This window comes from Staphylococcus caeli (assembly GCF_900097965.1).
GTDB lineage: Bacteria > Bacillota > Bacilli > Staphylococcales > Staphylococcaceae > Staphylococcus > Staphylococcus caeli.
Window position 1 is genome coordinate 217,206 of the sequence record NZ_FMPG01000003.1, and the last position, 22,996, is coordinate 240,201.

20 protein-coding genes and 1 pseudogene are annotated in these 22,996 nt (G+C 34.7%); 3 read left to right on the plus strand and 18 right to left on the minus strand.

Annotated features, from left to right (window positions below; genetic code table 11):
* Positions 1 to 91 precede the first annotated feature (91 nt).
* Positions 92 to 448 carry a DUF3139 domain-containing protein gene (locus tag BJS11_RS05880; RefSeq protein ID WP_081333100.1) on the minus strand — a complete coding sequence of 119 codons (357 nt, stop codon included), beginning with the start codon at positions 446 to 448 and terminating at the stop codon, positions 92 to 94.
* Between the two features lie 429 nt (positions 449 to 877).
* On the opposite strand from BJS11_RS05880, the gene BJS11_RS05885 reads away from it, so the two are divergent.
* Positions 878 to 1,318 carry a MarR family winged helix-turn-helix transcriptional regulator gene (locus BJS11_RS05885; protein WP_069995563.1) on the plus strand — a complete coding sequence of 147 codons (441 nt, stop codon included), beginning with the start codon at positions 878 to 880 and terminating at the stop codon, positions 1,316 to 1,318.
* Positions 1,319 to 1,661: 343 nt separating this feature from the next.
* Positions 1,662 to 2,096: an Hsp20/alpha crystallin family protein gene (locus BJS11_RS05890; RefSeq protein ID WP_069995562.1), complete on the plus strand. Its 435-nt coding sequence runs from the start codon at positions 1,662 to 1,664 to the stop codon at positions 2,094 to 2,096.
* A 295-nt stretch (positions 2,097 to 2,391) separates the two neighbouring features.
* Here the strand turns inward: BJS11_RS05890 and BJS11_RS05895 are convergent, their stop codons facing one another.
* The 16 genes and pseudogenes from BJS11_RS05895 to BJS11_RS05970 form a co-directional block, all read right to left on the minus strand.
* Positions 2,392 to 3,558 carry a nitrate/nitrite transporter gene (locus BJS11_RS05895; protein WP_069995561.1) on the minus strand — a complete coding sequence of 389 codons (1,167 nt, stop codon included), beginning with the start codon at positions 3,556 to 3,558 and terminating at the stop codon, positions 2,392 to 2,394.
* A 320-nt stretch (positions 3,559 to 3,878) separates the two neighbouring features.
* A complete protein-coding gene (gene nreC, locus BJS11_RS05900; RefSeq protein ID WP_069995560.1) occupies positions 3,879 to 4,532 on the minus strand; it encodes a nitrate respiration regulation response regulator NreC in 654 nt (217 codons plus the stop codon).
* Between the two features lie 20 nt (positions 4,533 to 4,552).
* The gene (locus tag BJS11_RS05905) at positions 4,553 to 5,587 is read right to left on the minus strand and encodes a sensor histidine kinase (RefSeq protein WP_069995559.1); all 1,035 of its coding nucleotides are present in this window, start codon (positions 5,585 to 5,587) and stop codon (positions 4,553 to 4,555) included.
* 9 nt (positions 5,588 to 5,596) lie between these two features.
* Positions 5,597 to 6,052: a nitrate respiration regulation accessory nitrate sensor NreA gene (nreA, locus tag BJS11_RS05910; RefSeq protein WP_069995558.1), complete on the minus strand. Its 456-nt coding sequence runs from the start codon at positions 6,050 to 6,052 to the stop codon at positions 5,597 to 5,599.
* Positions 6,053 to 6,063: 11 nt separating this feature from the next.
* Positions 6,064 to 6,741 carry a respiratory nitrate reductase subunit gamma gene (gene narI / locus BJS11_RS05915; protein WP_069995557.1) on the minus strand — a complete coding sequence of 226 codons (678 nt, stop codon included), beginning with the start codon at positions 6,739 to 6,741 and terminating at the stop codon, positions 6,064 to 6,066.
* Entirely contained in the window at positions 6,734 to 7,309 is a 576-nt protein-coding gene (gene narJ, locus BJS11_RS05920) for a nitrate reductase molybdenum cofactor assembly chaperone (protein ID WP_069995556.1), read from the minus strand. Before narJ ends, narI begins: the two co-directional genes overlap by 8 nt.
* Positions 7,302 to 8,870, minus strand: a complete 1,569-nt coding sequence (gene narH / locus BJS11_RS05925) for a nitrate reductase subunit beta (RefSeq protein WP_069995555.1) — start codon at positions 8,868 to 8,870, stop codon at positions 7,302 to 7,304. The genes narJ and narH overlap by 8 nt, the downstream gene beginning before the upstream one ends.
* Positions 8,860 to 12,543, minus strand: coding sequence for a nitrate reductase subunit alpha (locus BJS11_RS05930; RefSeq protein ID WP_069995554.1), 3,684 nt, complete (start codon positions 12,541 to 12,543; stop codon positions 8,860 to 8,862). Before BJS11_RS05930 ends, narH begins: the two co-directional genes overlap by 11 nt.
* Positions 12,544 to 13,002: 459 nt before the next feature.
* Positions 13,003 to 15,168, minus strand: a pseudogene (lip, locus tag BJS11_RS13985) (YSIRK-targeted triacylglycerol lipase); the annotation flags it as partial.
* A 366-nt stretch (positions 15,169 to 15,534) separates the two neighbouring features.
* On the minus strand, positions 15,535 to 16,476 hold the full coding sequence (gene cobA / locus BJS11_RS05940) for a uroporphyrinogen-III C-methyltransferase (protein ID WP_069995552.1): 942 nt from the start codon (positions 16,474 to 16,476) through the stop codon (positions 15,535 to 15,537).
* Complete coding sequence (nirD, locus tag BJS11_RS05945) at positions 16,467 to 16,781, minus strand: nitrite reductase small subunit NirD (RefSeq protein ID WP_069995551.1); 315 nt, start codon at positions 16,779 to 16,781, stop codon at positions 16,467 to 16,469. Before nirD ends, cobA begins: the two co-directional genes overlap by 10 nt.
* Positions 16,778 to 19,189, minus strand: coding sequence for a nitrite reductase large subunit NirB (gene nirB, locus BJS11_RS05950; protein WP_069995550.1), 2,412 nt, complete (start codon positions 19,187 to 19,189; stop codon positions 16,778 to 16,780). Before nirB ends, nirD begins: the two co-directional genes overlap by 4 nt.
* Complete coding sequence (locus BJS11_RS05955) at positions 19,186 to 19,647, minus strand: precorrin-2 dehydrogenase/sirohydrochlorin ferrochelatase family protein (protein WP_069995549.1); 462 nt, start codon at positions 19,645 to 19,647, stop codon at positions 19,186 to 19,188. The genes nirB and BJS11_RS05955 overlap by 4 nt, the downstream gene beginning before the upstream one ends.
* Positions 19,628 to 20,368, minus strand: coding sequence for a sirohydrochlorin chelatase (locus BJS11_RS05960; protein ID WP_069995548.1), 741 nt, complete (start codon positions 20,366 to 20,368; stop codon positions 19,628 to 19,630). The genes BJS11_RS05955 and BJS11_RS05960 overlap by 20 nt, the downstream gene beginning before the upstream one ends.
* 131 nt (positions 20,369 to 20,499) lie before the next feature.
* On the minus strand, positions 20,500 to 21,039 hold the full coding sequence (locus tag BJS11_RS05965; protein ID WP_069995547.1) for a GNAT family N-acetyltransferase: 540 nt from the start codon (positions 21,037 to 21,039) through the stop codon (positions 20,500 to 20,502).
* 245 nt (positions 21,040 to 21,284) lie between these two features.
* Complete coding sequence (locus BJS11_RS05970) at positions 21,285 to 22,103, minus strand: formate/nitrite transporter family protein (protein ID WP_069995546.1); 819 nt, start codon at positions 22,101 to 22,103, stop codon at positions 21,285 to 21,287.
* A 193-nt stretch (positions 22,104 to 22,296) separates the two neighbouring features.
* On the opposite strand from BJS11_RS05970, the gene BJS11_RS05975 reads away from it, so the two are divergent.
* Complete coding sequence (locus BJS11_RS05975; protein WP_069995545.1) at positions 22,297 to 22,698, plus strand: Rrf2 family transcriptional regulator; 402 nt, start codon at positions 22,297 to 22,299, stop codon at positions 22,696 to 22,698.
* A gap of 59 nt (positions 22,699 to 22,757) precedes the next feature.
* Here BJS11_RS05975 and BJS11_RS13780 read toward each other — a convergent pair whose 3' ends face one another.
* Positions 22,758 to 22,934: a hypothetical protein gene (locus tag BJS11_RS13780; RefSeq protein WP_167351810.1), complete on the minus strand. Its 177-nt coding sequence runs from the start codon at positions 22,932 to 22,934 to the stop codon at positions 22,758 to 22,760.
* Positions 22,935 to 22,996: the final 62 nt, after the last annotated feature.

Genomic DNA, 22,996 nt, shown 5'->3' on the forward strand with positions numbered 1-22,996 from the left:
AAAAAATGAGCATGACATGCGTAGCATTCAATCCTTTGAATATTACGCTTATCATGCCCATACATTTTAATATGTTTCAGCATCATAATCTTTACTTTTTAGGTTTATAATCTTCTTCAAACGCATTATATTTAGCTTCTTTGACATTTTTCTTAGTTTCAGTGTCAAATCCTTGTACTAAAATACCTTTATATGTACTGATTGGTTGAATGACATATGTGTAATCTTTGTCGTCTTTAAACTTAACTTGCTTATAATACAGCCCCTTTTTACCACTATACAATGTTTTTTCAGATTTAATCTTATCAGTCAATTGGTGCTCTTTCATATAATTATCTACTAATTCTAAATTTTTATGTCCTTGATAAGTACGTAAACCAAAGAAAAATACGATTGCAATTACCAGTGATAACACTAATAGACCTATAATTTTTAAAAATGTCTTCATCATTAATCTCCTTTTATTGAATCAATCTCTCAAATTACTCGTATCACAAAATGATAGCGTTGCATTGATACATCGCTACTATTTTTTTATCCATAATATTTTTATTATGACTGATTATTTTTCATTTATAAAGCATTCAAACGTTATTGTAACAAAATCTTCTTAATTAATATTATATAGGTGGTTCTAAAACACAAATATATATCTATAAAATGATAGAATTCATCTATAAAAAGCAATTATAGAGAAACGCTTCCATTCAAATTAGTCTTGTTGTTATGATTCGTCTATTTATTTTGTTACCACATATAATTTTGCATCAAGGAGTTCAATAAATATTATATAATAATAGTAGTAAAGAGGCGCACAACTGTTGCTTGACAATGGACATCGTTCATAATAATCTTAAATTCTATAAGGGGTGATTTAATGGAGGAGAAGGAGAGCACATTAGAACGACAATTATGTTTTTTATTTTATGTTTCTTCAAAGGAGATAATAAAAAAATATACAAGTTATTTGAAAGAATTTGATTTAACTTATACTGGCTATATTGTGCTATTAGCCATTAGCATAGATGAAAAAATAAATATCAAAACGCTTGGTCAACGCGTATTTTTAGATTCAGGTACACTTACGCCATTATTAAAAAAACTAGAAAAAAAGGGCTATGTAACTAGAACACGTGAGATTGACGATGAACGTAATTTACAAATCGCGTTAACTTCTAAAGGTATAGATGTTAAAGAACCACTTTCTAAAATATCCAAAAAAGTATTTGGTGAGTTTAATATGGATATTGAAGAAGCCGTTGAATTAAAGCAAACCTTGAAAAATTTTGTTAATAAGAATTTTTCTGAAGATATTTAATGATTGTGAGGTTGAGTAATGTCAGTTTATTTTATGACTTTACTCACCTCTTTTTTTGACTATCACCAAATTTAACATGCACGTCAAATACCTCAAATTTGAGATCCTTATTATTCATTCCTCTCTATACTATTCTTTGCAAACCTTTGTTCATGTAATACAAATGATTTCTAGCGTAAAATGAGACCCGAGTTAAATACATGAATGATTTATCATTATCAATATGAGTCTTGTCAAAAGAACAACATAAATTTTGATGCAAAATAAAATACAAGCATACATAAATGATGATACCCTATTAATTAGAGAAGACCCATAAAATTATTTCTAGGAGAGATGTACAATGAACTTTGAAAAGAAACCATTTAACAATTCATTTTTTGAAAGTAACCCTAGTGAATTATTCAAAGATTTTGGCCGTCAATTTTTCGAAAAATTCCCAGACAGCACAAGTATTAAATCAGATGTGAGAGAACTTGATAAAGCTTTTATTGTTGAAGCAGAATTACCTGGTATAAAAAAAGAGAATATCAAACTACAATTTGAAAATAATATACTTACAATAGAAGGCAACCAAGTCGTTGAAAATACTGAAAATGAAGAAAAAGGACGTATTATTCACCAAGAACGTAATTACAGTAATGTCAAACGACAATATCCTTTTGACAACGTAGATGAAACAGCCATTAAAGCATCATATGACAATGGCATACTCACTGTTACATTGCCTAAAAAAGCACCAAATAATCAACCTGTTTCTAATATTCACATTGACTAAGTGATGACATAGAATTTCAACATTTATAATCTTTTAATACTTCACATATGGCTCACGTACTTAGAAAGTACAAAACTGGGAGTGGGACAGAAATCCATTTCTCTAATAAAAATTTCTTAGTCCCACCCCGGCAAAGATGACTAAGGTTGGAAAGTTCACCTGAGCTGAAGCTCATGCATAAGTCTCACTAACTTAATAAATTAAAGCAGTGAGACTTTATATTTTCAATTCAGTCATCCACTGCCTAATTTGATAAGAGCCTGAGACATCTATTTACGTCCCAGGCTCAGCTTTTTTATGCCAATCGATTTAATTTTTCACGTTTTACAATGTGAATCATAGTGATTAAAGCAATCGCACCAAAAATTGCTAGTAAGATAAATGAGAAGTGACTTGTTCCAGTGATGCTCGTCACGTAAGCAATAACTAATGGTGGGAAGAAACCACCTAATCCTCCCATCATGGATACGATACCATTTGCAGACCCTGCTTCTTTGCCAAAGTAAGATGGTACAAGTTTAAAGATTAATCCATTTCCAACTCCTGCACACATACTAATAAGTAAACAGCCAATCGTGAAGAGTAATATATGACTCGATAATCCAAGTATAATTGCTCCTATAATCATTAATACAAAGTCAAAGATTAATAATACCACTGCATTAAATTTATCACCTAATACACCACCAAGTGGTCTTAGGAACGTGGCTAATGCAATAAAGACACCCGCTCTAATTCCAGCATCTACTTCTGTAATACCAAAATTTTGAACTAAAAAATTAGGTAAAAACAACCCAAATGCTACAAAGGAACCAAACGTTATAAAGTACCATAATGATAAATAGTGAAGTCTTAAATCTTTCATTAAAATTTTATATTGTTTTATAAGTGGAACCTTTATTTTAGGTTCTTTCGGATCACCTAATAAAAACATTAAAAGTGCAAACAAAACGATGACAATCAAATAACATCTTACCGTTGTCTGCCAACCAATAATACCTGCAATCGGTGGTGCCAAGAAAGAAGAAATTGCAGTTCCAATATTTCCCATGCCATATATACCATTAGCTAAGCCAACTTTTTCTTTAGGGAAATATTTAGGTAATGCTGTTACACCTACAGAGAATACTGCACCTCCAACTCCAAGAAAGAATCCGGATGCCATAAGCATGGCTGGTGTTTGTGCTTGACTTAAAAAGTAAATTGGGAATAATAAGATGATAAAACTACAGAAGAACACCCACTTCGCGCCTATAATATTCGTGAGATATCCAAAAGGTACTCTCAATATTGAACCTAGTATAACTGGAATCGCCAATATAATAGAAAGTTGGCTACTTGTAATCTGCACATCTTGTGAAATATAGGGCATTAATGGTGCGATAATACTCCAAGCCATAAAACCTACTACCAGACTTAACGATTGCAATGTTAATTGAAAACCACCACTCGCTTTGTTCATTTATTTCACCTTCATTTTAAATTTTTTATAAGTAGCCAAGTAATCTACAAGTTGCTCTAAACATTTTTTGGCGTAAATTGGTTTAAATTACTAAAATGTTGCAACTGATGTACTATATGTAAGTCAAAATGTATTTCTTTATAGACTACTGGCTACAATGCTATTATAAAATCTTTGTGAAAAATTGAACATAAGGATTATCCCTTAAGTCTTCGCATATTTTCCCTACATCCTATTGGAATAAAAAATAAAAAACAGTACGTATCGTTACACATATTATTGTGTAGTGACACATACTGCTTTACTTGTTATCGTCTCAATTAAAAATCTATTAGCTTTTTCTTCATGGCATACTCTACTAATTCTGGTTTGGATTTTAATTCTAACTTCTGCATGATATGTGTTTTATGTGCTTCGACTGTTTTCACTGACACGAAAAGTTTTTCAGCTATTTCTTTATTACCATAACCTTTTGCGATTAATGGTAGTATTTCAATTTCTCTCTTTGAAAGTATTTTAAACGGGTCTGACGTAGAGCGTGTATCATCCGCGGAATGATTGACAAATTCATTAACTAAAGACGTTGTTAATTTCATATCAACATAAGTTTCTCCTTTGTACACCGTTCTAATGGCTAGCAATAGTTGTTCATCAGGAGAATTTTTAAGAATATAACCCTTTGCCCCATTTCTTAGAACATGAAATAGATACTCTTCGTCGTCGTACATCGTCAATATTAAAATTTTTGTTTCTGGAAAACTTTCGGAAATTTTACTTGTCGCTATAAGTCCAGATTCACCCGGAGGCATGCTTAAATCCATAATTAATACATCAGGCTTGTATTTCATTACCTTCTGATACGCTTCAACACCATCTGCAGCAGTGCCAACCACTTCCATATCTTCTTGATAGTTTAAAATCATTGAAAAACCCGTGCGCACTACTGCATGATCGTCTGCAATCACTATTTTCACAATTAATTTCTCCTTATTCCCTAAATTGGAACTTCAAGTGTAACAATCGTACCTTTTCCCATTTGTGTGTCGATATTTACGTGTGCATTTACAAGTTCAGCACGTTCATTCATGCCATAAAGTCCCAAGCCAGTTCCCTGTGGCTGGTCTGTCTTTATGAATCCTTTACCTCTATCAATAATTTCTGCTATTAAATGTGTCTCGCTAACATGCACTTCAACATCAATAGTATCTACATTGGCATATTTAATCGCATTAAATAATGCTTCTTGTACAATGCGATAGACCACTGTTTCAATTTCATTATCAAACCTACGCGCGTCTAAATTAGCACGGTAGACTACCTTCACACCATAATTAGCTTCTACTTGTTTGAAATACGTCTTAAATGCTGCATCTAGACCCAAATCATCTAGAGACGATGGTCTTAATTCAACAGATAAATTGCGAATGTCATCAATTAATTTGGACATTAGCCCTTCGATACGTTTAGACCCTTCAACAAGCTGTCCCATTTCTTGTTGGTATTTTAGTAATCTCAACTCAACGTCTACATTTAAAAGTTCCTGTACTACACTATCATGGAGTTCTCTTGAAATACGCTTTCTTTCATTTTCTTGAGCAGATATTGTTTTTTGCATCATTTTACGTTGATACATCTTATCATGTCGCTCAATTTGCGGCGACACATTCTGCAATGTAAATGCTTTAATACCTTTTTCTTGATCTATCGTTTGATATGTTGCAGCAAATGGCTCAACCGTGCCTCTCGTCGTCTTCATAAATACTTGAAAGCTAGTATTGCCAATGTGTTGAGCTTCTAAAAAACAATGTTTACATGATTGCAAATCAAACTCATTGGTATATCCATCACAATGATTGCATATTGCATTTGTCATTCCTTCGTAGTCATTGTCCAAAGCAATGATGTCATTTGCAGCTTGATTCATTGCGATGACTTTTCCTTGTTTATCAACGAATACTATTTTCTCAGACGTATGATTAAAATATTGCATGAGTAGCTGTTGCACATCATGTGCTTGATTTATCTTCATGAGCTTCACCTAGTCTTCTTCACAAAATACGCCCAATTTGTTATGAAATGATATGAATTCATGATTTTTTGGTAATGGGCGATGATTTCTTTGTCCTAACAATAATACACCATAAACGTTTCTATCATACCAGAGTGGAATTGCAATCATTGCGGTCAATTGTTCACATAAAACGATCGGATATTTGTGCTGATCCTGTGTAGATAAAGTGTCTGCCACATCTTCAATTACCATACGTTTTCCAGTCTTCATCACATTACCTGCAAGCCCTTTGCCTTTTCTTAACACAATCAATTTATAGCGTTCGTTCAAATTCCCCGAAACATAACACCATTTTATTGGAGAAGCATGACTTGCTTGTTCATAAAATGCAATACCTGCAAAATCAAAACCCTCTTCAGCGCGCATTGAATCCAATACAGATTGATAATGTATATTTTCATTTAATGATAATGCATTCAACATATCTCCTCCATTCATACTTTATGTTTTCGATAAATAATATAACTTCGACTCGCATAAGTTAATGGTACACTCCATACATGTACTAATCTGCTAAATGGCCAAAATGCCATAATGACAAGTCCTAATAGTATATGCATTTTAAATGCTAGCGGTACATGCACCATTAATTGCGCATCTGGTGAAAACATAAATAAATGTCTAAACCAAATTGAGATGGTTTCTCTATAGTCAAACGATGGGGTTGTCATATTTGTTACTAACGTTGCATAACAACCCATAAAAACAATTGCTAATAGTAGGAAATTTACAATAATATCAGATGCTGAGCTTAACTTTCTAATGTTCTTAATTGTGACACGTCGCGCGGTCAACAACAGCATACCGATTAGCGTTATTATACCAAAAATACTACCGATATACACAGCACCTATATGGTATAAATGATCATTAACTCCTACCGCTTCAAGCCATGATGCAGGAATCAACAGTCCTACTACATGTCCCATGGCAACAGGGATAATACCTAAATGAAACATTAGGCTCCCCCATTTAAGCTGTTTTTTTTCAATAAATTCACTAGATTTGGCAGTCCATGAAAATTTATCGAATTTAAAGCGTGCGAGATGTCCTATGATAAATATGGCTACACATAAATATGGCAAAATTACCCACAAAAATTGATTAAACATTTTGCTTCACCTCGATTACTGGATCGAGACATGCTTTTAACGTTTCTCTTAGTCCTTTAACTAAGAAATAATATGGGCTATTCTGCTCAGCCAATTGATTGGCCATTGCGAATGTACCATCCTCAATAATCATAACGACAAACTCGATATTACCTTTAGCACGAGAATCGTTCTGCCACTGCGCAATATAAAGAAATTCAAGCATTAAAGGTAGAAAGTCTGATAATTCGTTGTCTGCCATTTTTAAACCAAACATTTCATATAATACTTTTAATTTAGCTAATAGCTGTCCACGTTCTTTTTGTGTATCAAATTTATTATACGTCATATACATAGGTGCCGTTTTATTAAAATCAAACGTATCTGAATATAATTGTTTTATTTGTAACAAGCTTAACTCATACATTTGTTCACGATATGTTTTCACATCTTGATAGGCTGGATGCTGTGGTGTAATGATTTCTTCGAATGTCTTTGGATGTAAGGTCAATTTTTCAGGAAAAGAGAATTGTTGTGCGAAATAACCAAGCGTTTCCTGATATTTACTAAATTGCGTAAGATTAATCACGGAAAATCCCTCCATAGAACTGCTCGTTATATATTTCTTGACCTGATTTTTCTGAAGCTGTAGCAACAGGTACGCCACATCCTTCACAGTTTGATCCAAAGTATTCTCCACCATATCCTTGGCTACCTTGTGCACGATACGTATCCATATATGTCTCTTTATGCGATGTTGGAATTACAAATCGATCTTCATGTTTAGCGATTGCAAGTAAACGATACATATCTTTCGTTTGTCGTTCAGTCATACCAAGTCTCGCTAATTTTTCATCATCAAATGCTTTTTGTGTCACTTGAGAACGCATGTAGCTACGCATCATTGCCATACGTTGCAGCGCTAATTTTACAGGTTCAGTATCACCTGCAGTGAATAAACTCGCGAGATACTGTATTGGTAAACGCATTTCTTCTATAGCCGGAAAGATCATATCTGGATTTCTATTAGCATCCATCGCTGTTTGACCTTCAAAGTAACTCATAATTGGACTTAGTGGCGGACAATACCAGACCATAGGCATTGTGCGATATTCTGGGTGCAATGGAAAAGCGAGTTTGTATTCAATTGCTAATTTATAAACTGGTGAATTTTGCGCTGCCTCTATCCATTCCAATGCAATGCCATCTTTTTGAGCTTGTTCAATAACATCTTCGTCATAAGGATTTAAGAATAAATCTAGTTGTTTTTCATATAAATCTTGGTCATTTTCAGCAGTTGCCGCTTCTTCAACTCTATCTGCGTCGTAAAGTAATACACCTAAATAGCGCATACGTCCAGTACACGTTTCTGAACAAACTGTTGGCATACCTGCCTCAATACGTGGAAAACAGAATGTACATTTTTCTGCTTTATTCGTTTTCCAGTTGAAATATACTTTTTTATACGGACATCCTGTCATACAATATCTCCATCCACGACATGCCTCTTGGTCAACAAGCACAATACCATCTTCATCACGTTTATACATTGCTCCAGAAGGGCAAGATGCAACACAACTTGGATTTAAACAATGCTCACATAATCTAGGCAAATACATCATAAATGTTTCATCAAATTTAAATTTAATATCTTCTTCAATGCGTTTAATGTTAGGGTCTTCTGGACCTGTTACGTGTCCACCTGCTAAATCGTCTTCCCAGTTAGGTCCCCATTCTAAATCTAATTTCTCTCCCGATACCAAAGAATGTGCTTTAGCAACTGGTGAATGGTTTCCTGCTTGAGCAGTTGTGAGATGTTCATAGTTGTAAGTCCATGGCTCGTAATAATCTTTAATGACTGGCATATTGGGATTGTAAAATATTTTTCCTAAGGCTATTTTAGACAGTTTACTACCTGATTTCAGTTCTAATTTACCTTTCTTATTTAAATACCAGCCGCCTTTATATTGTTCTTGATCTTCCCAGCGTTTCGGATATCCAATACCTGGTTTCGTTTCTACGTTGTTAAACCACATATATTCTGCACCTGGACGATTCGTCCAAGTACTTTTACATGTGACACTACAAGTATGACATCCTATACATTTATCTAAGTTCAATACCATTGCAATTTGTGCTTTAATCTTCAAGCCAATCAACCTCCTTCAGCTTTCTCACTGCTACATAAACATCTCTTTGATTCCCAATAGGTCCATAATAATTAAAGTGGTAACTGATTTGTGCATAACCACCTACAAGTTGTGTCGGTTTCAAGTGAATACGTGTTGGTGCATTGTGTGAGCCACCACGCGTATCTGTAATTTGTGACCCTGGTGTTTCAATATGTTTATCTTGTGCATGATACATAAACATCGTACCTTTAGGCATACGATGCGAAACGACTGCCCTTGCTGTTACTACACCATTACGGTTGTACACTTCCAACCATTCATTATCTTTAATATCATGTGCTAATGCATCTTGATCCGAAATCCACACGGTTGGACCACCTCTAAATAGTGTTAACATATGTTGGTTATCTTGGTACGTGGAGTGAATATTCCATTTACCATGTGGTGTTAAGTAACGCAATACTAACGTTTGATTATTTATCGTTACTTGCTTATCTTTCGTGCCAAATACCATAGGTGGCAACGTTGGTTTATACACTGGCAAATTCTCGCCAAATTGTTGGAATACTTCATGATCAATATAGTAACTTTGACGACCTGTTAACGTTCTAAACGGTACCAATCGTTCTATATTCGTCGTAAACGGTGAATAACGTTTGCCATTTTTATTTGATCCTGGAAATACTGCAGTAGGTATAACTTCTCTTGGTTGCGCTGTAATATTTAAGAACGAAATTTTTTCTGATGCACGTTCACTTGAAATATCTTTTAATGGCATACCTGTTTGTTGCTCTAAATCTTCATAAGATTTCTGTGATAATTTACCGTTTGTAGCCGAAGAAAGATTTAGTATCACATCTGCTGCACGTCTTGCAGTATCCAATCTTGGTCTGCCATTTTTCACTGAAGTTTCATCTGTTTCACTCCATGTGCCGACCATACTTTTCAGTTCTTCGTATTGCTCTGACACAGAAAAACTCACACCATGTGCACCTATCTTCGCATGTTCTAAAAGGGGGCCCACTGTAACATATTTATCAAATATCTTTGTATAGTCTCGGTCAACAACTGCAAATCCTGGCATTGTTTTTCCTGGAATTGCCTCGACTTCACCTTTAGTCCAATCTTTCACAATTCCATTTACATTCGAAATTTCTTGTTGTGAGTCATGAGCGAGCGGTGTTGTAACTACATCTTTATAAGTACCTTGCAAATGCACTTCTGCTAAATCTGATACTGCTTTACTTAATGTCTTGAAAATATCCCAATCTGAACGTGATTCCCATAGCGGGTCAATCGCTGGATTGAACGGGTGCACAAATGGATGCATATCCGTAGACGATAAATCATGTTTTTCATACCAAGTAGCTGCTGGTAAGACAATATCAGAATAAAGTGGTGTGGATGTCATTCTAAAATCTAAAGATACGAGTAAATCTAACTTACCTTCTGTATCTTCACGCCATTCTATTTCTTCTGGCTTCATGTCTTCATTAGGTTCTGCCAATAATCCTGATTTTGTGCCTAATAAGTGTTTCATAAAATATTCTTGTCCTTTAGCAGAACTCGATATTAAATTAGAACGCCATAAGAATAACGTTTTAGGATGATTTTTCTTTAAATCTGGATCTTCAATAGCAAATTTTGTATCTCTAGATTTCACTTCATTTATAGCACGTTTTAATATGGCTTCATTATTAAATTCGCCCGCATCTTTTGCATCTTCACCAAATGACAAACTATTTTTATCAAATTGAGGATATGATGGTAGCCAACCGAGTCTTGCTGCCAAAACATTGTAATCAGCTGGATGTTGATGTTTAATGTTTTCGGCTAATGGTGATTTCAGACTGTCCACTGATGATGTTTCATATTTCCATTGATCTGTAGCAAAATAAAACCAACTTGTACCATTTTGCAAACGTGGTGGTCCTTGCCAATCTTTAGCAAAGGCAATTGTATTCCAACCTTCAATCGGTCGACATTTTTCCTGACCTACATAATGCGCCCAACCACCACCATTAACGCCTTGACATCCACATAATAGGACTAAATTTAAAATCGAACGATAAATTGTATCTGAGTTAAACCAATGGTTGATGCCTGCCCCCATAATAATCATGGAACGTCCTTTGGTATCAACAGCATTTTGTGCAAATTCACGACCGACTTGCGTCACAACATCTTGTTTCACGCCTGTAATTTGCTCTTGCCATGCAGGTGTGTAATATGATTGTGCATCGTCATAACCTTTCGCTTCCAATTCATGATTAAAGCGTTTAATGCCATATTGACTCGCCATTAAATCAAATACAGTCGTGATGTACTTTGTCTCCCCATTTGCGATTGTCACCTTTTTCACTGCAATAGGTCTTTCAAATACACCATTGCCTTCATTATCAAAAAATGGAAATTGAATCGTTTGTAATTCATAATCATGTTCTACAAAACTCAATGCTGGATCGATTTGACTGCCATCTTCATTCTCTAGCTTCAAATTCCACTGCTTGTCTTTCTCCCAACGTTGTCCCATTGTGCCATTTGGAACTGTTAATTTTTGTTGAATATTATCAAAAATTACTGGTTTCCATTCACTATGTTCTGTTACTTCCCCTAGGTCATGTGCCCGTACAAAACGCCCAGCTTTATAACCTTTTTCATCTTCATCTAACATAATTACAAAAGGCATGTCCGTATACTGTTTTGCATAATTAATGAAATGTTCATTCGGATTATTGATATAATACTCTTGTAAAATAACATGCGTCATAGCCTGTGCGACTGCTGCATCTGTGCCTGGATGAGGTGCTAACCAATTATCCGCAAATTTCACATTTTCTGCATAATCCGGTGCTACAGAAACAACTTTCGTGCCTTTATAACGAACTTCCGTCATAAAATGTGCGTCCGGTGTTCTCGTTAATGGTACATTGGATCCCCACATCATAATGTAAGATGCATTGTACCAATCACTTGACTCTGGTACATCTGTTTGTTCACCCCAAATTTGAGGGGATGCTGGTGGTAAATCTGCATACCAATCATAGAAACTTAACATTTCGCCACCTAGTAAACTCATAAAACGTGCACCAGATGCATAGCTCAGCATAGACATAGCTGGAATTGGTGTGAATCCAGCTAATCTATCTGGACCAAATTTTTTAATTGTATAAATAATTTGTGCGGAAATTAACTTTGAAACATCTTTCCAATTTGTTCTTATAAGTCCACCTTTACCACGTGCTTGTTTATAGTATTTAGCCTTTGCTTCATCTTCTACAATTGAAGCCCATGCTGCTACGGTATTATTGTCATGCTCTACCAGTGCATCAGTCCATAACTCCCATAACTTTCCACGAATATAAGGATAACGAATACGTAATGGACTATATTCATACCAAGAGAACGATGCCCCTCTAGGACATCCACGGGGTTCAAATTCAGGCATATCGGGTCCACAACTCGGATAATCTGTTTGCTGATTTTCCCAAGTAATCACACCATTTTTCACAAATACCTTCCATGAACAAGAACCAGTACAATTCACTCCATGCGTTGTTCTTACAACTTTGTCATGACTCCAACGCTCTCGATACATTTTTTCCCATTCACGACTTTTACTTTCCAATATTGACCAATTGCCATTAAATTTTTCTGTAGGTTTAAAAAATTGTAATCCAAATTTCTTCATTAAAAACACCCTCTCACATCATTCATCAATCACTGAGCAATTTTTCCACAAATTTTAAAATTTCTACTTTCTCAACTAAATTGTACATTTTTTCACAAATTCAATGTATTAGGGATTTACCTAATTGATTGAAGGAATACCCTAAGTTTTATAACTGGTTGATATGCTATAAATTTGCGTGTCTAACACTTTATATTTCATCGTAAAAAAGAGTGGGTCAGAAACCTAATTTTTTCTAAAAAGGTTTCGTTGACCCACCCCGATATGGATGATTAGAATTGCAAAGATTACCTGAGCTGAAGCTCATGCATAAGTCTCGCTAACTTAATAAATTAAGCAGTGAGACATTACATGTTCAATTCAGTTATCTACCGCTTAATTGAACAAGACTATGAGATATCTAATTATGCCACAGCTTCTTCATGCACGTATGCAATTTATATCGATTTACGATTTATATTATTCTTCACTTTCTTCAATTCTTATTAAATTGTTGATGATGCCTGTGTAAAATTGTTTTAACTCTTCACCCGTCCGTTTATAATCTGTTGCATCTAGACCGACAAAGTCCATATGATCCCAGTCTTTTTTAACTGGTAATACTTGCCATATCCCTTTAGCACTTGCCTGAGTGATATCTGCAACATCTTTGAACGCTTGGCCATTTGGATGTAGTGCAGATACTGTAGGAACAATACCATCATTATGTCTTAATAACTCGTTTGGATCTTTCCCAATGATACGGCTTGTTAAATCCATAAGTGGATATTGTCTAATATTAGGTACATGTTTACCTGAAAGTGCGGCATGTGAAGCCTCTCCTGCATATGATGTATAAACAATGTTAGGGTTCAATGAAGTGTTTTGATTTAGTTGTTCTGAACCTGCTAATGTTAAGTCTGTTAATGCATTGTCTGTTGTATCCCATAAACGACTGTTTTTAATGCGTTGAGTGTATTCAATATAATTTTCATTAGGACGTTGCTTAAATCCCCATTGACTAAAACCTAAGTCAATATTTGAAAAACGACTGCCGCTTAATTTTCCAATATCATTTAATATTTTTTTCGCAAATTCACGATTACCTAAATTATCTGATGCAGGTGAACCATTATGTGGCGTCGCTAGTGTTGTTATAGAAGAAATCATGTTATCTTGTTGTCCTTTGAAAAGTGATGAAACTTCGCCGCCGTGTGTTTGTTGATAAGCAATTTCTTCAGGATTACCATTTCGTAATAATTGTTCCAATAAACGAATGGTTTGCCCCCCCATGCTATGCCCAATTAAATGAACTTTCTGACCTGGTTTCCAATTCGGCATAATACCTTCATATGTTCTACCATATCGATGATGCCCATGTTTTTCGGCATGTGCTTGACCATAATCGGCAGCCCCACCTTTAATATAATGATACAATTCTACTGCTCTATCATAATTACTACTGAATGCACCTACGTCCGCTTCATAAACTTGATAGCCTGCTTTTTCTAATTCCTCTTTCACTTTAAATTTTTTCCCGCCCCAATAATTCGGATAGACTTTTGGCGCATTATCACCAATTAAACCCATAAATCCATGAACTAGAATGATTGGATATTTATTAACATATTGACCTTGCTTTGCATTTTTGGCTGTTTTCAATAATTCATTTACTTCAGATTGTTGTACTTGTGTATTTTGTTTTGTAGCAGGTTGATTATTTACGGATAACTGCTTTGATTTTACTAAAGAACTTGTTTGTTTCGCAGATTGTACCTTATGGTCATTCGACGTTTTTTGATTTGTTGTAAAAACTTTTTTTGTTTTTAGATTTTTCGAATTACTTTGATGAAGACCTGGTTTCAGTTTTTCATCAGGTTTTTCTGTTGTAGCCGTTTCCTCTGTACCTGCTGTACTATTTTTTAATGATGTTGTTTGAGGATTGCTTTGTTCATGTGTTTTCACATCATGGTTCTCGCTTACTTCTTTCTTCTCATCTGTATGGGTTGTTCTAATATAATTCACTTTGGATTGTTGTACTTTTTCAACTTGATCTTGGTGATTCAATTTCCCCATAGTTGATTGTGCTTGAAGATTATGTGATTCATTTAAGCTTGAGTTTGATTTTTGGATATCTTTTTGAGTTTGCGGATAATCTTTTTGATTATTTTCTGCTACATCTTTCTGATTGATATCGTTTTCATTTTGTTGTGAAATTTTTTCATGTTCATCATGTATCGTAAAGTGTCCTTGCTCAGTATGTTTACTCGTATTGTCATTTAATTTAGGCGCTGGTATATCTTTGACTTGAATGTGATTGGAAGACGTCTCATTATGTTGTACTTTACTTGTAGAGTCCATTTTAATTTCATTTGAGGATGGTTGCTTCGTATTTTCTTTAGTAGCTGATGTGTCACTGAATGGCAAATTTGAAGTTTGTAGTTGTTGTGCTTGAGGCATTGTTTTTTCATTGCTGTTATCAGATGTTGATGCTGTGTTACCTTGATTACTTTGTACGATTTTCTGTTGTTCTATTTGCTGACTTCCCTCTTGTTCACTTGCATAAGATACTTGCCCATTTACAAAAAAGAATGTTGCTGAAACGACTGAAACTGTACCTATTGCGTATTTTCTAATACTAAACCTTTGATTTGCTTTGTCCTTTGATTGACTTGAATTACGTTTCATAAAATCACCTCATGTTTTATTTTGTACTACGCAACATTCCAAAATAATAAATTTTCCCCAAAATTTAAATAACTGTATAAATACAATATAACATATTTTATATCGTTATAATTAATATTTTGTAAAATTTAGTTGTAGAATCAGTGAATTATTTTTAAATAAAAATTTTTTTGAAATTTACAAATCTATGTCTTTTGCATTTTCTATAATGCAACTCGTATTATTTTCGAGAAACTGTTAATCCAATAAATTGCAAAAAATAAAAAGTAAAGTCAGCTAAACATGTGCATGACTTTACTTTTTGTTAATAATTCAATTTAAATTTTACACTACATCTATTACTGCATCATAATTCTCAGCTGTCAATTGTCGCAACAATTCTTGTTGACTTGCATGTGCATTTTTAAAATCTATCGGATTAATCACGCACCAATGTCCTTCTTCATACAGTTCAAAAGCTTTATCCAATGCTTTTTCACGTGGTCCTGACACTAGAATACGTTGTTGTTCATTTTTTTCTTTAATACTCTTACTTATTAGAGACGCATCAGCAATTTCGCCTACAATAATCATGCCAGGTGTATTTGTATCTCTCATATTTGCTACTTGATCATGTATCGTTTTCACCGTGCCATAATAATATTTTTCATTATAGGACGATACATTAAACACAATAATAACCGGATAATCAATCTGGGTTGCCTGATAAATATCATGCATAATTGTCTTTAAACGCTTAACACCCATATAGATTGCGAGTGTCCCACCATTTAATAGACTTGTTACATCAGTCGTTTGGTGATTGTCATCTTTAAAATGTCCCGTGGTAAATGTGACTTTAGAGGCAATGTTTCTTATGGTTAACCCTAATCCTAGAGATGCAACGGTTGCACTTGCCGTCGTAATACCAGGAATAACTTCAAAATCGATATCATACTGACGAATCGCACTAATTTCTTCATGGACTCTGCCGAATATTGCTGGATCGCCACCTTTTAATCTGACTACACATCGATGGTTTTGCGCAGCAGTAACGATTTGCTCATTAATCTGTTGTTGCTGTATATGTTTATGATATGGCTTTTTACCAACATCTATAATTTCCGTTTCTGGTCTGATTAATTGTAAAATAAATGGATTGACTAAGCGATCATACAAGACTATATCTGCAGATTTAATGAGGCGTACAGCCTTTTTAGTTAATAATTCTGGATTCCCAGGTCCAGCACCAATGAAAAAAATAGTCCCCTGATTATTTAAAGACATAAATAAATATCTCCATCTGCAATTTCAACAGGAAAGACATCTACGCACCCAGTGTCTGGTTCTTGAACGATACCAGTTGTTAAATCTACTTTCTGATCATGTAGTGGACAGTATACATAATGTCCGCTTACAGTACCTTCTGACAAAGGCCCTTGTTTATGTGGACATATATTATGCACAGCATGAACCTGTCCCGCACTGGTTAAAAACAATCCAATTTCTTTATCTTGAACGATGACTTTTTTACCTATTAATGGTGTCAGATCTTCAAGTCTCGCTACCTTTACTTTGTTTACTGTCGTCATACTTTCACTTCCTCTACTTTAAATATTGCGCTCTCTTTAGAAGCGTTAACAATTGTTGACCATGGCTCTTGCGATACTGCATGTTTTGCTTCCATAATCTTTTCAAATAATTCGTTTTGACGTGCTTCATCTAACAACACAGCTTGTACTTGTTCAAATCCAATACGTTGCAACCATGGTGCTGTACGTTCTGCATAAATTGCAGTTTCTCTGTAATATTGCATATAAGCACCACATAATTTGATAACTTCATCTTCAGTTTCGACCGTTGTTAAATGCTGACCTATGACAACATCAGTGCCACCATTACCACCGATATAGATTTGGAAACCATTCTCAACACCTATAACACCGAAATCTTTAACACCAGATTCTACACAGCTTCTTGGACAACCTGAAACGCCCATTTTAAATTTATGAGGTGTATCGATATATTCGAATGTTTTCTCTAGTCTTATGCCTAATTGTGTCGTAAATTGCGTGCCAAATCGGCAGAATTCTTTACCGACACAACTTTTAACAGAACGCGTCTTTTTACCATATGCTGATGCTGAACGCATTTCTAAATCTTCCCAAACTTTAGGAAGGGATTCTTTTTTTACACCATATAATCCAATACGTTGTGAACCTGTCACTTTAACTAAAGGTACGTTATATTTCTGTGCTACTTCTCCGAGACGAATCAGTTGTTCAGCATCTGTCACACCGCCTCTCATTTGAGGAATTACTGAAAATGTTCCATCATTTTGAATATTGGCATGATAACGTTCGTTTGCAAATCTAGATTCAATTTCATCTTGATGTTCAGCTGGATAAATCATATTTAAATAATAATTGATAGCAGGTCTACATTTAGGGCAACCAAACTCATCTTTGAATTGCAGTTGTTCTCTTACTGCTGCAGATGTCTTTAATCCTTTAGCTCGAATTTGCGTTACAATTTGGTCACGTGTTAAATCCGTGCATGCACAGATGCCTGTGGGTTGTGCGGCAACGAAATCATCGCCAAGTGTATGCTCTAATATTTGAGCGATTTGCCCCTTACATTTTCCACAAGAATTACCAGCTTTAGTGGTTTTTGTCACTTCATCTACGCTCGTAAGACCATTCGAAGTTATGGCGTTAACAATCGTTGCTTTATCCACACCATTACAACCACAAATCGTAGCATCGTCCGCCATATCAGCAATATCTAATCCACCCGTTTCACCACCTTTATGCAATAGCGAAACCATTGTGTAGTCATCTAGTACTTCTGCTTTTTTCATCATATTAAAGAATCGAGAACCATCATCTATATCACCATAAAGTACTGCACCAACAATTACATTATCTTTAATAAATATTTTCTTGTAATGATTCGACTGACTATCAAATATTTCGATACCATGTACGTCATCATCTTCTTTAATATAGCCAGCACTATACAAATCACATCCCGATACTTTGAGTGAAGTAAATGTTGTTGACCCTTGATAAGCAACGGTTTCTCTATCTGTTAAATAATCAGCAAGTACTTTGCCTTGTTCATATAATGGAGCAACGAGTCCATATACTTGACCTTGATGTTCTGCACATTCACCCACTGCATAGATAGCATCATCACTTGTTTGCATATAACCATTGACTTGAATACCTCTATTCACTACCAATCCACATTGTTCCGCAACTTGAATATAGGGTCTAATACCAACAGCCATAACCACTAAATCTGCATCTAATGTACTTCCATCTGCCAAGACAATACCCGTTACATCTTCATCACCAAGAATTTCTGTCGTACTCGCTTGCATTTTAAATTTCATACCTTGTGCTTCTAAATCTGCTTTCAACAAATCGCCGGCTTTTTTATCTAATTGCATCTCCATAAGCCATTCTGCTAAATGTATAACTGTAACTTCCATCCCTTGATCTAATAAGCCTCTCGCACACTCTAAGCCAAGTAAGCCTCCACCTATGACAATCGCTTGTTTTTTCGATTGTGCAATTTCAATCATTTTCTCAGTATCATCAATTGTCCGCCATCCAATAACGCTAGGCAATGTTGAACCAGGGATTGGTAAGACAAATGCACGCGACCCTGTAGCAAAGATACACACATCATATGCCACATGGATGCCCGATTGTGTTATCACCTGTTTTTCCTTACGTTGAACTTCGACGACCGGATCACCGACAATCAGGCGAATATGATGTGCTTCATACCAGTCATAATCATTCATAATAGTTTCTTCAACTGTCATTTTGTTTTGTAAAATATTAGATAACATAATGCGGTTATAATTTGGATACTGTTCTTTCCCAATGATTGTGATGTCATATTTATCTGCATCTCTATCTAATATTTCTTCAATTGTACGCAAGCCTGCCATACCATTGCCAATCATTACTAATCTTTGCTTAGTCATGATTTATCCTCCTTGTATGTTTCATTTAAAAAAGTTTCTACTGCTTGTGCGATGTGCTTCACTTTTCTACAATCTATACCTTCTGAACTGAACGTTAGCTTAATGTCATCAAATTCAATCTCTCTCATATTATAAAAATCTGATTGCGTTTTATTATCAGTTTGATTTACCCATTGATAACTTTTAGCATCTCGTTTTATTTGTGTATTTACCGATGCATCATTTGTGGCAGCGATAATTATGTCTGCACCTTCAATGTCTGTGTGGTCATAACATTTGGTTCTTAATTTGACATTAGGATGTTCAATTTCAAAGAATTCTGGAAGAAATTTTTTACTAATAATATGAAGCGTACCTAAGTCTTCTTTTAATATTTGTTTTACTTTTCGATAAGCAATCTTGCCACCACCTATAACTACTACACGTTTATCATTTAAGTTAAGTTGAATAGGATACATTGCGTAACACCTCTATCTCTTGAATTCTATCTTCTATTATTTTTGAGAGCTTTGGATCAAAATTAATCGCCTCAGCATAATGAACCTTACTTGACGACTGCATATGCGCGATTTCATATTTGACTTTATTCACGAGAAATCCATCATAAAGAAACACTGGTACAATCAAGATACTTTCATTCATTAATAGGAATGGTTGAAGCAAATGCTTGAAATGATAATCCCCATAAACCATCATCATATACATAGGCTTATCAAACACATCGCAGGCTTGCATCAACTGATTTAGTTCAATATTTGGCATATCATAAACAGAGCTCCCATGTCCGATAAATATAATTCTATCGACTTGTGTAACACGTTTGAACACCTGTATTATGTGGTCAATCATGATAGATGCCATCCATTGATGTGTTGCTAATGGTTGCGCCATACGATACTCTATTTGCGGGTAAGTCTGTTTAATTTCATTTAAAATGTTTGGTATATCATCACAATAGTGCTGAGCTGAAAATAACAATAACGGTATGATTTGAAATGACTGATGTCCTTCATGTATTAAATTTGTCATCACGCGTTCTAAATGTTGTGTATTACTTTCTAAAAAAGAAAGATGAATTGTGCTTTTATGCCCTGCCATCAATTCATTTACAAAATCGCCAAGTATTTGGTTCTGCTTACCATGCCTCATACCATGTATAACCATAATTGTTTGTGTCATTAGATTCCCCACTCTCTTTATACTTAAATTGTAATACAAATACATGTATTTATGTGAAAATATTCACAAATGTATGTAAAAATAGGGAATCCCCTTACTTCAATCATAAAAGGATTCCCTAAGTATTAAGCTTATTTAAAAGGTGGTTGTCCTAAAACCGCTTCATCAAAACGATCCGGTATCAGTACTTTTCTCATAATCACACCTAAATCGCCATCATTTGTTTCGTGTTCAGCATACACTTCATAGCCACGTTTTTTATAAATCTCAAGTAACCATGGGTGCTTACGTGCTGATGTTCCTAGTGTTACTGCAGGTACTTTCAATGTATCGCGTAAAAATGTCTCTTCCACATATTTTAAAAGTTTACTACCTATACCTTGCCCATCATATGACGGTTTTGTCGCAAACCACCACACAAATGGATAAATGGATAATCGACGTTTACTTTCCCATGGGAAACGAACAGTAATTGTTGAAATGATTTCACTACCATTTTCCAATACAAAGGTCGTATTTTTGATGAGATTATTCTTCACTAAATCTAGATCTGCATTTACAGATGGCCAATCGATACCTAACTCTCTTAATGGGGTAAATGCCTCATGCATTAACTGATGTAATACCTCAGCATCTGATTCTTCAGCAATTCTAATATTATAATCCGACATGTTATCGCTCCTATCTTTCATTCATACATATATTAAAAAATTAAATTCATGCACAAACACAAAGTTTCATCATAATATTACAATATGGCTTCACACACATGGCGTCAATAAATACGTTCTGAAAAATATTTTTGCATCTAATATCATAAAATGCCTAAAACACATCAATGTCTTAGGCTTAATATTAACGTTTAACTAACTTTTATTCATTTTAAAGTTGTCATATCCATTTCGATTTCAGAAATTTAATTACTTAGGCTATCTCTTTTACCATTTAAGTACGCGTATACTAAACCAACAAAGATACCGCCGCCGATAAAGTTACCTATGAAGGCAAATACAATATTTTTTAATACATGTAACCAAGCTACAGCGTCAATGTCATAAAATACCATACCTGCATACAATCCTGCATTGAAAACGACATGCTCATATCCCATAAATACAAAAACGACAACGCCACATGCAATGAAAAACGCTTTAGATAAACCATCTTTAAATTGTATCGATACATAAATACCAATATTAATAAAGAAGTTACAGAATATCGCTTTGACTAGAATCGCATACCAAGTACTATCAATTGTTTTACCGTCTACCATTTTAGTTAAGCTACTTAGCATTTCAGGTGACATAATTGGTGTGAATTTCATCAATGCGAATAGTATAAACCCACCAATAATATTGAATAGAAAACAATACAAACAAATTGCTAACACCTTATTCATTGTAATTACTTTGTAGTACCAGCCTACTGTTAAGTACATAAAATTACTCGTTAACAGTTCTGAATTGGTAAGAACGATAAGTACTAAAGCCAAACTAAAAGAAATGGCACCCATTAAGTTTACTAAACCTTCATTTGTTCCAGTAAATTGTGTTTTAATCGCAAGCATGAACACTGTCACGATAGCTAGTAAAAAACCAGACATGATTGCTTTTAATGCGTAACGTCCCGGCGTTTGGTTAAACATGACAGCCTTCATTTGTACTTGACTATTAATGCTTTCAACTGTTGCTTTCGATGTATATGTATCGTCGATCGTCTTGGTATTGTCTACCATAACATTCTTGTCCCCCTCTACAATCTTTAAAAAATTATTTCACTAACAGTGCCATTATATGTGTTTTCAAAGTTATTGAATAGAGCAAACTGGCAGATTTTTCAAATAAATAGATTGATAGTTAGTACAATTTCCCGTAAACTCAACTTGTATACAAATCATACACAAGATTGTACATAAAGGAGGTACCTCATTGAATACGCAGTTTTCTGTTTCTATACATATTTTAACGCTACTTGCCACCGAAAAAGAACCTGTATCAAGTCAATATATTGCTGATAGTATTAATAGTAATGCGACTCTCGTGCGCAAACTATGTCGCTACTTACGAAATGGACAAATAATTCAAAGCAGTCAAGGCATTTCAGGTTATCGATTAGCACGTCCAGCTTCAGAAATTAATTTAGGCGATGTCTATCAACTCATTTTTGCAGAAACATCGCATTTTGCTAAAATTCATAAAGATACAAACCCTCAATGCTATGTCGGTAAGCATATCAGCCAAACGCTTGATAGCATTTTTAACGAAGTAGACGAAACCATTATCAATAAACTCAATACCTACACCATTCAAGGTGTTATAGAACGTTTTTAAAAAACACAATCCCACATGCAACATTGCACGTGGGATTATTACATAAATTCAAACTTCGACTATTGTTTAAATTTAGTTAGTACGTGTAAGCCATAAGCAAAGATTCCGTAACCTGCTAATGTACGCAAAAACCATTTAAATGTATGGCTGTTTAGACTTTTTTCATTAAGTAATAATGCAGGTAATAATGTACTAAATGAATAAAGCCATAAGACTTTTATATAACGTTTATTCATCACACACACCTCTTTTCAATATTAATTATACTGAAAAGTGATGGCTATGTTTTCAACAATTC

What these genes read in the sequence shown, in the direction of transcription:
- BJS11_RS05880 (WP_081333100.1), bottom strand. Translation starts at nt 448, where the DNA reads ATGAAGACATTTTTAAAAATTATAGGTCTATTAGTGTTATCACTGGTA.
- BJS11_RS05885 (WP_069995563.1), top strand. Translation starts at nt 878, where the DNA reads ATGGAGGAGAAGGAGAGCACATTAGAACGACAATTATGTTTTTTATTT.
- BJS11_RS05890 (WP_069995562.1), top strand. Translation starts at nt 1,662, where the DNA reads ATGAACTTTGAAAAGAAACCATTTAACAATTCATTTTTTGAAAGTAAC.
- BJS11_RS05895 (WP_069995561.1), bottom strand. Translation starts at nt 3,558, where the DNA reads ATGAACAAAGCGAGTGGTGGTTTTCAATTAACATTGCAATCGTTAAGT.
- BJS11_RS05905 (WP_069995559.1), bottom strand. Translation starts at nt 5,587, where the DNA reads ATGAAGATAAATCAAGCACATGATGTGCAACAGCTACTCATGCAATAT.
- nreA (WP_069995558.1), bottom strand. Translation starts at nt 6,052, where the DNA reads ATGTTGAATGCATTATCATTAAATGAAAATATACATTATCAATCTGTA.
- narI (WP_069995557.1), bottom strand. Translation starts at nt 6,741, where the DNA reads ATGTTTAATCAATTTTTGTGGGTAATTTTGCCATATTTATGTGTAGCC.
- BJS11_RS05930 (WP_069995554.1), bottom strand. Translation starts at nt 12,543, where the DNA reads ATGAAGAAATTTGGATTACAATTTTTTAAACCTACAGAAAAATTTAAT.
- cobA (WP_069995552.1), bottom strand. Translation starts at nt 16,476, where the DNA reads ATGTCTTTAAATAATCAGGGGACTATTTTTTTCATTGGTGCTGGACCT.
- nirD (WP_069995551.1), bottom strand. Translation starts at nt 16,781, where the DNA reads ATGACGACAGTAAACAAAGTAAAGGTAGCGAGACTTGAAGATCTGACA.
- nirB (WP_069995550.1), bottom strand. Translation starts at nt 19,189, where the DNA reads ATGACTAAGCAAAGATTAGTAATGATTGGCAATGGTATGGCAGGCTTG.
- BJS11_RS05955 (WP_069995549.1), bottom strand. Translation starts at nt 19,647, where the DNA reads ATGTATCCTATTCAACTTAACTTAAATGATAAACGTGTAGTAGTTATA.
- BJS11_RS05960 (WP_069995548.1), bottom strand. Translation starts at nt 20,368, where the DNA reads ATGACACAAACAATTATGGTTATACATGGTATGAGGCATGGTAAGCAG.
- BJS11_RS05965 (WP_069995547.1), bottom strand. Translation starts at nt 21,039, where the DNA reads ATGTCGGATTATAATATTAGAATTGCTGAAGAATCAGATGCTGAGGTA.
- BJS11_RS05970 (WP_069995546.1), bottom strand. Translation starts at nt 22,103, where the DNA reads ATGGTAGACAATACCAAGACGATCGACGATACATATACATCGAAAGCA.
- BJS11_RS13780 (WP_167351810.1), bottom strand. Translation starts at nt 22,934, where the DNA reads ATGAATAAACGTTATATAAAAGTCTTATGGCTTTATTCATTTAGTACA.